General features: G+C 56.8%; 9 protein-coding genes and 2 pseudogenes. 1 reads left to right on the forward strand and 10 read right to left on the reverse strand.

Annotated elements, in window-relative coordinates:
- Positions 1-380: 380 nt before the first annotated feature.
- The 10 genes and pseudogenes from BMS17_RS24560 to BMS17_RS24600 form a co-directional block, all read right to left on the reverse strand.
- Positions 381-800, reverse strand: coding sequence for an organic hydroperoxide resistance protein (locus tag BMS17_RS24560; RefSeq protein ID WP_077431970.1), 420 nt, complete (start codon positions 798-800; stop codon positions 381-383).
- Positions 801-1,014: 214 nt separating this feature from the next.
- The gene (locus tag BMS17_RS24565; protein ID WP_077431971.1) at positions 1,015-1,392 is read right to left on the reverse strand and encodes a DUF6124 family protein; all 378 of its coding nucleotides are present in this window, start codon (positions 1,390-1,392) and stop codon (positions 1,015-1,017) included.
- A 585-nt stretch (positions 1,393-1,977) separates the two neighbouring features.
- On the reverse strand, positions 1,978-2,373 hold the full coding sequence (locus BMS17_RS24570; RefSeq protein WP_077431972.1) for a DUF6678 family protein: 396 nt from the start codon (positions 2,371-2,373) through the stop codon (positions 1,978-1,980).
- A gap of 452 nt (positions 2,374-2,825) precedes the next feature.
- Positions 2,826-4,681 (reverse strand): annotated as a pseudogene (acs, locus tag BMS17_RS24575) (acetate--CoA ligase).
- A 78-nt stretch (positions 4,682-4,759) separates the two neighbouring features.
- Positions 4,760-5,473 carry a methyl-accepting chemotaxis protein gene (locus tag BMS17_RS31090; protein WP_371916739.1) on the reverse strand — a complete coding sequence of 238 codons (714 nt, stop codon included), beginning with the start codon at positions 5,471-5,473 and terminating at the stop codon, positions 4,760-4,762.
- Between the two features lie 144 nt (positions 5,474-5,617).
- Positions 5,618-6,643: pseudogene (locus tag BMS17_RS31095) on the reverse strand (cache domain-containing protein); the annotation flags it as partial.
- Between the two features lie 116 nt (positions 6,644-6,759).
- Entirely contained in the window at positions 6,760-8,280 is a 1,521-nt protein-coding gene (locus tag BMS17_RS24585) for an aldehyde dehydrogenase family protein (protein WP_077431973.1), read from the reverse strand.
- A 75-nt stretch (positions 8,281-8,355) separates the two neighbouring features.
- Entirely contained in the window at positions 8,356-9,183 is an 828-nt protein-coding gene (gene phnX / locus BMS17_RS24590; RefSeq protein ID WP_046031519.1) for a phosphonoacetaldehyde hydrolase, read from the reverse strand.
- Between the two features lie 39 nt (positions 9,184-9,222).
- On the reverse strand, positions 9,223-10,566 hold the full coding sequence (locus tag BMS17_RS24595; protein ID WP_046031518.1) for an MFS transporter: 1,344 nt from the start codon (positions 10,564-10,566) through the stop codon (positions 9,223-9,225).
- 295 nt (positions 10,567-10,861) lie between these two features.
- Entirely contained in the window at positions 10,862-12,022 is a 1,161-nt protein-coding gene (locus BMS17_RS24600; RefSeq protein WP_077431974.1) for a 2-aminoethylphosphonate--pyruvate transaminase, read from the reverse strand.
- Between the two features lie 224 nt (positions 12,023-12,246).
- On the opposite strand from BMS17_RS24600, the gene BMS17_RS30135 reads away from it, so the two are divergent.
- Entirely contained in the window at positions 12,247-12,501 is a 255-nt protein-coding gene (locus tag BMS17_RS30135; RefSeq protein WP_139348121.1) for a hypothetical protein, read from the forward strand.
- Positions 12,502-12,585 lie beyond the last annotated feature (84 nt).

The raw sequence follows: 12,585 nt of genomic DNA on the forward strand, positions 1-12,585 counted from the left end.
TTTGTAAATGGCGGAAACGAAAAAGCCCGCACGAGGCGGGCTTGGAATTCGAGTAGGTGGCCAGTGCTGGTTTCTGGCTTACAAGGTTTATCAGGACTCTGACAGAACAGTGTTATGTACTTCTGCTTCACACGGCGTAAGGGCTGGATCTCAGCGCGGAGATCTTTCTAACCGTGTACCCTTCGGGACGTGCCCCACGTCTCCTTGCTATCCGCTTGCGCATCAGTCTGCGTCTTCACCTACATAAGTGAGCATAGCAAAGCATCTGCTGTGTAAAGGGCGCTTTTTAGACCGATTTCATCCTGGGAAAAGCGTCACAGGATGGAAAGCTAATATCGGCACAACCTGCCACCAAAGGCAGGCTGGCCGAGGGGTTGCGATCAAATCAGATTGATCTCGACATCGATGTTGCCGCGGGTTGCCTTGGAGTACGGGCAGGTCTGGTGGGCCGCGTCCACCACCGCACGAGCGACGGCCGGGTCCAGGCCCGGCAGGCTGACATTCAGACGTGCCTGAAGGAAAAAAGCGTTCTCGGTTTTGCCCAGGTCGATCTCGGTATCCACGGCCACGTTGCTCGGCAGGGTCACCTTCAGCGCGACTGCCGCCTTACCCATCGCACCGATGAAACAAGCCGACCAACCCGCCGCCAACAGCTGTTCCGGATTGGTGCCGCTGCCAGACGAACCGGGCGGGGACAGCTTGATGTCCAGGCGTCCATCCGAACTCTTGGACTGACCGTCGCGGCCGCCAATGGTGTGGGTCTTGCCGGTGTAAAGCACAGTCTCGATTTGATTGATCATGGCAGGTTCCTGCTGAGGGTTTGATGGCTTCATCGTTCAGGTCGCAGGGTCATGGACCTCCTGGCGACGTGGCGACTGTTACACCCTCATGTAGTGCCTGTGTGTCGTGAATCGGCCGTTGTGTATCGCTGTGTAAGATCACGGCAGAATCTACAGATTGATACAAATCCGCGCGTGAGCGAGGAGGGCAAGCCCCTCGCTAACGCGCGAGTGCTTACTTGGGCGGAACGAAGTTATCGAGCATTCGATTCACCGCCAATTCCCCCAGCATGATGACCTGCTGCAGCGCCAGCACGGTACTGCGGTGGGTGCCGTCTAACAACGCCGCCACGTTGCTGGCCATGACACTGGCCGATGCCAGGTTCTCGCAGGTTTGAACCAGCAAGGTTTCATGGTCGACGTCTGGCGCGACGATGTAGATGGTGCTGGGTTTGCGTGGGGTGTCGTTCATGAGTGCCGCCGGGTTGAGGTAGAAATCGAGGGCACGCTCGGCGGCGGCGTGGAGTTTTTTGGAATCGAGGGATGAGTAGGGGGAGGCTGGGTCGGTGTCTAGCGATTCGGTGTCTGGTGGATTGGGCGTTACCTTGAACATAGATGAAACTCCATATGGGATTATCGGAGCCATCACCTTCGCTACCAAACGAAAGGTGGTGGCCATACGAAGGTTGGTAGACCGGCCCACATGGAAAATCCGGCGCGCCCGAGGGCGCCCTGCGCATGGCCACCATAAAAACGAATGCCTAAAAAGCATCTGTAAAAGGTGACGTTATGCGACATGTGAAAGACGGGCTACCAAACCCGATCGCTGTTTTTCAGCGACCGGGAAACGATAAAACCCGTGCCATCGACGCACAAGCCGGCGGATTCTGGCTTAGCCGTAGGTAACGGCGCAAGGTTTTGTAGCCTTCGGGAAGTAACTTCGGATGTCTTTAAACAGGCGCCGTTAAACGCGTGAACGCCTTCCAGAAATCCAGGAAATGTCTGACATGTTTTTAGGGGAGGCTGGTCGAGTGGTGGTTGGAAACGCGGGCTGAATCTCGGCAGTTTCTGACATGTGCAGACAGTCGCCATGTTTCATGGTTACGACCGGCAGAGCGGCCCACTGCAGCCCCTGCGTCCAGATTAGACATTGCAATTACATGGTCGAAGGGTTTAGCGGACAGCTGATCTCAGCCTGTCATGCAGGTGGAAAGTCTTCATACGATTTTGGGACGTATCCCCAACTTCTCAGAACGTCTGCGCGCACGTCAAACTCGAATCCAATGTGTGCGACGACCTTCGATATTTCGTTTGCATGGTCAATGGTTGTACCTGCAAGCAGCCTTCCTTTTGAGGGGACTGCTTGCGACAAGCCAATGTCGAACCATTCGACATCCCATTCTGATACATATCCTGTGACGGACTTGGATCGGTAAGACGGACGCCAACCCTGAAGCTGGCGGAAATGGTTGATCAGCTCATCCCACTTGGTATTGTTCGATGCGCTTGCCAGGTTTCTCGCAGCTACGGCAGCATGGATTTTCTTCCTTGTTGCATCATCATGTCCCGCGCCGGACCTCGGTAGTTCGCTCATATTCAGTCCTATCGATTTTTTGGTGTTCAAGACTGGATGATCGCTTTTGGCTGCCTGTCGCGATGTGCAGTTGCCACCCCCCCATTTCAGATATTCGAGTCGCGTTCAAAATCCATATCTTATTTTTTGAAATAGGGGGGCATGAATCAAAACGGAATCTTCAGCGGGAAACTCCCTACTGAAAAAACAACGGAAACACCAGAAAAGCGCCTCTGAAAAACTCAGCGCTCGATGTGATCGCATACCTGGCCTACAGCGAAAATATTTGAACCTGAATGACTGTCTTGCCCTCAAGAGCTAACTGAGACAGCGCGTATCAAGATACTTTCCTTCATGCGATCAACCTTCAGTTGATAGATCAACTCTCCAACGGGCTTCGAAAAATCCAGCACACAAGCCATAAGCCGGATATTCCTTCCCCTCCGGTCGGAGCATGGATGAAGCCTGAATGATTAGGCCGCATTCATGCTGCGATGCGTGTCGATCAGCCGCATTACCACACCCGGATCGGCCAGGGTGGAGATATCGCCCAATCCATCGTACTCAGCGGCGGCAATCTTGCGCAGAATCCGGCGCATGATCTTGCCCGAACGAGTCTTCGGCAGCCCCGGTGCCCACTGAATCACATCCGGCGAAGCGATCGGACCAATCTCCTTACGCACCCAATTTTTCAGCTCCAGGCGCAGTTGCTCGCTCGGCTCTTCGCCACCGTTCAGGGTGACGTAGACATAAATGCCCTGCCCCTTGATGTCGTGCGGCACCCCGACCACCGCCGCTTCGGCGACTTTCGGGTGAGCAACCATCGCGCTTTCGATTTCCGCGGTGCCCATACGGTGGCCGGACACGTTGAGCACATCGTCCACGCGACCGGTGATCCAGTAGTAACCATCGGCATCGCGACGGGCACCGTCACCGGTGAAATACATGCCGCGGAAGGTCTTGAAGTAAGTGTCGACGAAACGGTCATGATCGCCAAACAGCGTACGTGCCTGGCCTGGCCACGAATCGAGAATCACCAGGTTGCCCTCGGCAACGCCGTCGATGATGTTGCCCAGGTTATCCACCAGGGCCGGCACCACACCGAAGAACGGACGTGCCGCCGAACCCGGCTTGAGGCCGTGAGCGCCCGGCAACGGACTCATCATGTTGCCGCCGGTTTCGGTCTGCCACCAGGTATCGACGATCGGGCAACGGGACTTGCCGACGTTCTTGTAGTACCAGTCCCAGGCTTCCGGGTTGATCGGCTCGCCGACCGAACCCAACAAACGCAAACTGCTGCCATCGGCGCCTTCAACAGCGGCGGTGCCCGAGGCCATCATCGCGCGGATCGCCGTTGGTGCGGTGTAGAGGATGTTGACCTTGTGCTTGTCGACGATCTTCGCCACCCGGGTGATGTCCGGGTAGTTCGGCACGCCTTCGAACAGCAACGTGGTCGCGCCGTTGGCCAGCGGGCCGTAGACGATGTAACTGTGGCCCGTGACCCAGCCGACGTCGGCGGTGCACCAGAAGATTTCGCCCGGACGATAGTCGAACACACGCTCATGGGTCATGGCCGCATACAGCAGATAACCGCCGGTGGTGTGCTGCACGCCCTTCGGCTTGCCGGTGGAGCCAGAGGTGTAAAGGATGAACAGCGCTTCTTCGGCACCCATCTCTTTAGGCGCGCACACGGTGCCCGCCACTTTCATCAGGTCTTCGTACCAGATGTCGCGATGCTGGTTCCACTTGATCTCGCCACCGGTGCGCTGGCACACGATGACCTTCTGGATGCTGCTGGTTTCCGGGTGGTCAGCGCGTCGTCGACGTTGGCCTTGAGCGGGATTTTCTTGCCGGCACGAACGCCTTCGTCAGCGGTGATCACCACTTTGGATTTGCAGTCGATGATGCGACCGGCCAGGGCTTCCGGGGAGAAACCGCCGAACACCACCGAGTGAATCGCGCCGATCCGGGTACAGGCCAGCATGGCGACCACGGCTTCAGGGATCATCGGCATATAGATAGTCACCACGTCGCCGCGGTGTACGTCCTGACCACGCAGGGCGTTGGCGAACTTGCAGACTTGTTCGTGCAGTTCGCGGTAAGTGATGTTGCGGCTTTCGGCGGGGTTGATGTCGACATGGTGATCGTCGAAGGAGGTCTGCTTCACCGTGGTGAAAGGCTTGATCCAGTCGAGGCGCTTGGCCTGTTCACGCCAGAAACCGTCCGGGTTGACGACCGATTGCTGGTACATGGCCTTGTAGGTCGCCTCGTCAGTCAGCGTATTAGCCAGAACCTCGGGACGAACGGGATACAGGGAAGCCGCACTCATCTTTCTTACCTCGGTGGAATAGTTGTTTTTGTGATCTGTAACGGGTCGGAAGCCCAAGCATTCGGGCGATTGCAAAACTCAAATCCGGAAGCGACCGAGAAGTTTGTCTTGATGGCCGACGTGCTCCACCATCGCTGAGCATTGATGAACCTGTTTGTCCGCACTGGCGGATACTTCAAGACTGATATCGCGGATGTTCGTCGTGTTGCGATTGATTTCCTCGGTCGTGGTGCTCTGTTCTTCAGCGGCAGCGGCAATCTGTAGGTTCATGTCATTGATGCGATAAATGGCCTCACGTATCCGTTCGAGCGTGTCATTGGCTGCATTGGCGTCCCCGGCAGTCTTGCTGGCCGTGTCACGGCTTTGCTGCATTCGCACTTGGGCGTGTTTCACACCTGTCTGCAATTGATCAATCATCAGGCGTATTTCCTGAGTGGATTGCTGAGTACGAAAGGCCAGGGAGCGCACCTCATCAGCCACTACGGCGAAACCGCGTCCCGATTCACCGGCACGTGCCGCCTCGATGGCCGCATTGAGCGCGAGCAGATTGGTTTGGTCGGCGATGCTGGTGATGACCGCCACGATCGATTCGATGCGTTGACTGAGCGTGGACAATTCATTAATCGCATGACCGGTGTCGTCCATCTCGTCAGCCAAACGCTTGATCGCCCCCGTTGACTTCGAGACCAGGGCCACCCCGTCTGCTGTTTCCTCGGTGGCAACGATCGCCGCCTCGGCAGCGGCTTGAGCATTGCGCGCCACGTCCTCGGCTGTCGAGGCCATCTCGGTCATGGCGGTGGCGAGTTGATCCAGTTCCTGTAATTGAATCTGTACGCGGTGGGCGGCCTGATCTGCTTCACATGACGTCGCTGTGGTGCTCTCGCGGACCTGCTGTGAACTACTTTTCACATCGCCAATGAGCGCTTTCAGGTTCTGCAGGAACTGATTGAACTCCCCGGCGACCAGCGCAATTTCATCATTGCCGACCACGGGCAATTGACGGGTCAGGTCGCCTTCTCCGCGATTGATGTCGGCCAACGAATCTTTGAGTTGATCCAGGGGGCGGAGTAGCCGCCTAACCAGCAGCCCCAACACCAACAGGCTAAGCAACACTCCAATCCCGGTGCCGATGACGGCTCGCCAACTCAGAATGTGAGCTGCAGCCATGACGATGTCCTGATCCAGGACCACTCCGATGTACCAATCCATGCCCTTAAGATCAGAGAGCGGAATGAAGGACACCAGGAGGGACTTTCCACCGTTGCGGACCTCCTGAAGCTGACTGTCGAGGGGCAAGACGTTTCCTGCGAACAGCTGGCTGTAGGGCTTGCCGTTCAGTTCAGCGTCCGGGTGGGAAATGATGTTGCCACTTTTACTTAGCAAGAACGCATAACCGGCTCCACCGAAATCCAATGTATTAATGGCATCGGCAACGTTAGTCAGGCTGATGTCACCGCCAAATACCCCGAGCACCTGACCTGCGTCGCTGATCCGCGCGACTGTCGAGATTAGAATTTCACCCGTAGTGGAATCTTTGTAGGGCTCGGTTAAAACGGCTTGGTGACTGGCCTTTCCGGCCGCGTACCAAGGACGGATGCGACCGTCATAATCAGGTTTTGGATTCCAGGAGGCCGTGTTCTTGATGGGTTTTCCATCAGACTCAAGGGCGCCGAATACCAACTTGAATTCATCTTTCAGGATGGGCGAATCGATGATTCGTTGGGTCGCCTGCACACTGTACTGGCGGTCGATCGCTTGGGATGCCAAATCCATCAGACGTAGTTTGCCGTTCAGCCAGTTTTCGATCTGACGTGCCACAGCATTGCTCGATTCGGAAATGCTCGCCTCTACCTGGTGACGCAAAATCGTACGTATCTGCTCTACCTGAGCCAACGATAGAAGACTGGTCGTCACGAACAGCACGCAAGCAGCCACAAGGCTCACCTTGTAACGGATTTTCATCGAGGACTCCGGAGGGTCTAGCAATCAATTCGTCGATCTGAGTTCAAGGCATCTCGACAACAAGGTTTGCTGTCGAGATGCCTGACTCGGTCTGTTACTGCAGCCGTGGCTGAGCTTTAAAAGAAGCCCAGCGGATTGATGTCGTAGCTCACCAGCAGGTTTTTGGTCTGCTGATAGTGATCGAGCATCATCTTGTGGGTTTCACGGCCGACGCCGGACTTTTTGTAGCCGCCAAACGCGGCGTGCGCCGGGTATAGGTGGTAGCAGTTGGTCCACACACGACCGGCCTTGATGGCGCGGCCCATGCGGTAGGCGCGGTTGATGTCGCGGGTCCAGAGGCCGGCACCGAGGCCGAACTCGGTGTCGTTGGCGATAGCCAGGGCTTCGGCTTCGTCCTTGAAAGTGGTGATGCTCACCACCGGGCCAAAGATTTCTTCCTGGAACACGCGCATTTTGTTGGTGCCCTTGAGCAGGGTCGGCTGGATGTAATACCCGGTCGCCAGGTTGCCCTCGAGTTTTTCTACCTTGCCGCCGGTCAGCAGCTCGGCGCCTTCGCCCTTGGCGATTTCCAGGTACGAAAGAATTTTGTCGAATTGCTGCTCGGATGCCTGGGCGCCGACCATGGTGTCGGTGTCCAGCGGGTCGCCACGTTTGATCGACAGGACTTTTTTCATCACGACTTTCATGAAGTCGTCGTAGATCGACTCTTGCACCACGGCGCGGGACGGGCAGGTGCAGACTTCGCCCTGGTTGAAGAAGGCGAGCACCAGGCCCTCAGCGGCTTTTTCGATGAAGGACGGTTCGGCCTGCATGATGTCTTCGAAGAAGATGTTCGGCGATTTGCCACCCAGCTCCACAGTGGACGGAATGATGTTTTCGGCGGCGCATTTCATGATGTGCGAGCCGACCGGGGTTGAGCCGGTGAAGGCAATCTTGGCAATGCGCTTGCTGGTGGCCAGCGCTTCGCCGGCCTCTTTGCCGAAGCCTTGCACCACGTTCAGCACGCCCGGCGGCAGCAGGTCGCCGATCAGCTCCATCAGCACGGTAATGCCCAGCGGAGTTTGCTCGGCAGGCTTGAGCACCACGCAGTTACCGGCGGCCAGGGCCGGGGCGAGCTTCCAGGCGGCCATCAGGATCGGGAAGTTCCACGGGATGATCTGCCCGACCACGCCCAGCGGTTCATGGAAGTGATAGGCCGCGGTGTGTTCGTCGATCTCGGCGGAGCTACCTTCCTGGGCGCGGATGCAGCCGGCGTAGTAGCGAAAGTGGTCGGCAGCCAGCGGGATGTCGGCATTCAGCGTTTCCCGTACGGCTTTGCCGTTGTCCCAGGTTTCAGTGACGGCCAGCAGTTCCAGGTTCTGTTCGATGCGGTCGGCAATTTTCAGCAGCACCAGGGAGCGGTTTTGAACTGAGGTTTTGCCCCAGGCCTCGGCAGCGGCGTGAGCCGCGTCCAGGGCCTTGTCGATGTCTTCGGCGGTGGAGCGGGGGAATTCTGCAATCGGTTGGCCATTCACTGGTGAGGTATTGGTGAAGTACTGACCTTTGATCGGCGCGACGAACTCGCCGTCGATGTAGTTACCGTAACGGGACTTGAAGGAAACGATGGCACCGGGAGTGCCTGGATGGGCGTAGTTCATGGTGGTGTTCTCTTGTTGTTTTTGGTTGTGGCCGCCCGTGGGACAGCCACTGTCATTTGAACGAGCCTTGCAGGGTCAGGAGCCCTGAGGGGTTTCTCCACGCGCGAGACGGGCATTGATGTCTTCAATGACGCCCGGCAACTCAACGATGGTGTCGATCAGGTAGTGCGGGCGAGAGCCTTCGAACATCTTGATGATGCGTGCGCGTTCCTCGGACAATTCCTCCAGGGATAGATCCTTGAATTCTTCATAGGTCAGCCCCAATGCATTGCCGGAGCAGGTCAATGCGACCGTCCACATGCCCGCGCTACGGCCTTCGAGAATGCCCGGCCAGGTGTCGTCGACCTTGACGCAGGCAGCCACATCACTGATGCCCAAAGCGATCACGTTTGCCAGAGCCTGAGCAGGGTGCGGGCGGCCATTGGGTACTTCGTCGGTAGCAACCACATGGTCAGTGACATAGCCGTTCTTGCGCGCCAGCTCTACGACTTTTTCCATGACTACGGCCGGGTAGCCTGAGCAAGAGCCGATTTTCAGACCCTTGTCGCGTAAGCCATTGATCGTATCAAGAGCGCCTGGGATCAGCGCCGAGTGCAGGGCGATCTTTTCGATCTGCAAAGGCATGAAGCGTTCGTAGAGGGCAGTGACATCATCATCGGTTGGCAATCGGCCGAAGGCGGCATGGTAGCGTGCGGCGATCTGTGGCTCATTGCACAAGGTGCGGATATGGTCCCACTTGCCCATGCCCATCGGGCCACGAGCTTCTTCCAGGGAAACGGCAACGCCGAATTCACCGAACGCTTCAACGAAAATCTGAGTCGGTGCGAAAGAACCGAAGTCAACGACGGTGCCCGCCCAGTCCAGGACCACTGCTTGCAGGTGGGAAGGTTTTTTGTAGTGCATGATGATCACTCCAGCGTAGGGTAGGTTGGTAGTACGAGTTCAGGGGGTGGTGCCGACGATGACCGGTTGTACCGGCGTCGATACCAACTGCGGGTTTTCCGCTGTTTTCGGGCGGCTGTTCCAAAATGGAACCAACATCAGGCTGGCCAGAAGTGCTGCGCCGGTGAAGACCAGGAACACGGTGAGGGTGTCGAAGTAACCCGGCAGCAAACCGCCGAGGACCGCACCTACCGACCCGCAGCCATTAACGAATCCAGCGGCGGAGGCAGCTCCATCTTTGCTGCCGAAGTCAATGGCAGCCGAGCCGCTGATCATCGAATCCGGCCCGTAAAGCGTCAGACCCATCATGAATAGCAGGCCGACCACCATGTACAGACTGCCGCTCTGCATGGCAGGAACGAACAGGCCAAGGCAAATAGTGAGGACAACCAGGCTAAGGACACAGGCCGGTATACGACGAGCGCCGAAGTACTTATCCGATGCGATACCGATGAGGATCGGACCGATCAGACCTGCCAGCTCGAAAGAGGTTGGGACGATGGCGGAGGCCACCTTGCCAATTTCGGGCATCCGTTCGTAGATAATTACCGGGCCCCACAAGAGGATGGCGTAGCGCGCGGGTTTGAGCATGAAATAGGCTAGGCCGAGCACCATCACGGTTCGGTTTTTCATTACGATGCGCAAGCCGGCCCACATGCTTTCGCGCGGAACGACGACATTGCTGACGGGTTCGATCTCGGTCTCGACAGGAGGCAGACCGACGTCTTCCGGCGTGTTGCGTTGCAGGAAGAAAAACAGCACCGCCACCACCAGCACCACGACAGCGCTGCTAATGAACGCGATGCGCCAGTCGTGGTAAGCGTTGTAGGCCCACCAACCGGCAAACGGCGTGGCCACCAGACCGCCGAAGGCGTAGGAGGTGCACCAGTAACCCAGTACGCGACCCCGTTCGCCAGTGGTGAAGAAACTGCCGACGTTCTTACATAGACCAGACCATCCGGTGGACTGGGCAAGGCCCTGGATTAGCATGCAGGAGGCGAAAATCGGTAAGGTGGCGTAGGTACCCATAAGCAGCGCGGCTAGCGCGGAGACGACGAGTCCGCTAAGTACCACAACCCTTGGACCGAATCGGTCAGAGAAGTTACCCCAAAGAAACTGTCCCACGGCGTACGCGGTTAGATAGAGGGCGTCGAGATTGGCCATCATGGCCTTTTCGAGCATGAAGTTCGGGTCTTCGCCGATACCTAGCTTGGCAACAGAAAACGCCTTGCGGGTAAAGTAGAAGGCGGCATAGGCCACCCAGGTAATGAGAAAAATTTGCACGCGCCAACGCTGGAGAGATTTCCAGCCGGTTGCGAGAGGGCTTGCTGCGTTCTTGTTCATGGTGTTCTGATCCCGTATGGGTTGCCGTACAGCGCAAAAAGTTGTTTTTGTTTTTGTTTTGGGTGCCGCAACCCAGTCCAAGCGAACTGAATAAATTGCAGTAGGCGAGGTTTATGGCTTGTGGCTTCTGGCGTCAGACATCAGATTTTTGGATAGGCGTATCGCTGGCTCCTGCTCGACGCTGCCGAGCTGTGAATGACCAGATCCATGGAAAAGAGGTCGCCGTAAAGAGGGTGCGATCCCAACACCCGCCCCGACACACCCAGAGTGGCGGCGACCCGAAAGGGGAAATCGGTTAGGTCGCTTCCATTTCCACGCCCATCGCGACGAGGCTGTCAGCGATAGCGCGTAGCAACTGATGGACGATGTGTTCGTCGATCTGGCCGATGCATCCGATGCGGAAACTTTCGGCCACGGTCAGCTTGCCTGGGTAGATGATGAATTGGCGGGTCTTGAGCTCATCGTAGAAACGCATGAACTCGAAGTTTGGATGCTCAGGGCAAAAGAACGTGGTGATGATCGGCGATAACCAGCAGTCTTCCAGCAAGGTCCGGAAACCCAGTTCACGCATACCGCTGACCAAGACGTCGCGGTTGCGCGTATAGCGCGCCAAACGACCATGCACGCCGCCTTCGGTCGCGTGCTGTTCGAGGGCTTTGTGGAAGGCTACAACGCTGTGGGTAGGCGGGGTGAAGCGCCACTGGCCGGTGCGTTCCATGTAAACCCACTGCTCGTAGAGGTCGAGGGATAGCGAGTTGGCGCGACCTTTAGCGGACTCCAGCACGGAGCGACGGATGATCACAAAGCCGAAGCCGGGGATGCCCTCGATGCACTTGTTGGCCGAGGACACCAGCACGTCAAAGGCGATTTCTTTGACGTTCACCGGCACTGCGCCGAAGGTGCTCATGGCGTCGATGATCAGGCTCTTGCCGTGCTCCTTCACCACGTCGGCGATCTCGCGCAGAGGGTTGAGGATGCCGGAGCTGGTTTCGCAGTGGACCACAAAGACGTGGGTCACATCCGGATTGGCGTTGAGCAGAGCGTCCACTTCATCGGGCTGCGGTGGCAGGTAGTCACCCTTGTCCAGAGTGATGTAGGCGCGGTTAAGGTATTCCAGCGTTTTGGTGGCGCGCTGGCCGTAGGCGCCGTTCATCAGCACCAACGCTTTGCCGTCACGCGGGATAGCGGTGGCCAGAGCCGCCTCTACCGAATAGCTGCCGCTGCCTTGCAGAGGCACACACGCAAAGCTATCGTCCTGCACGCCCGCCATGCCAAGAAGGCTCTGGCGAACTTCGGCGGTGACTTGGTTAAAGGCACCATCCCATGAACCCCAGTCGCGGAGCATGGCTTCCTTGGTGGCTTTGGAAGTGGTCAGTGGACCTGGGGTCAGCAGGTAGGGCTCACCCATGGCTGGCGTTGCCAGCGGCTGGGTAATCGGGAATTCGGCTTTGGTCATGATCTTCTCCGGCGGTGTTATTTTTGTGGGGAGTGATGCACGGATTGATAAAAACACCTGACGAAAAATAACTGAAATCGATTTATCACACTTCAGATACAAGCTGAGCTTATAAGTTGGATTGCGTCACTGCTGTAAGTCAGCCTCGATCTATCTATGCGTTCAATTCGGGTTTGTAAGTTCAAATCTCTTCCCATGACGATGCATCTCTTGGACTTACGTAAGTGCCCAAGTTGAGCTTGCGATTCGATGCCATCCCGGAAAATACCTTTCGCGCTTCGGGCGCGGACTCGCTCGGTACGGGGTCGAAAGAAGTACTTTTCTCCGCTGCTCGTTTGAGTGAGAAACCCCACCGCCTGCACGATTCGCAGGATTCTGCAGCTGATTTTGTTTCGCTCAGGCTTGCTTTAATTGTTGCTGCGAATAGGGGATACACCTCCGTAAAAAGCGTTTATTCCGATAATTATCGCCAAATATAAGTATTTATATAGTGAAAACCACTGGTTGTTCTTTCTTAGACTGCGCCGAACGAGACCTACAACAATTTCAGCGGTTAGCCACTT

This window comes from Pseudomonas sp. C9 (assembly GCF_002000165.1).
Taxonomy (GTDB): domain Bacteria; phylum Pseudomonadota; class Gammaproteobacteria; order Pseudomonadales; family Pseudomonadaceae; genus Aquipseudomonas.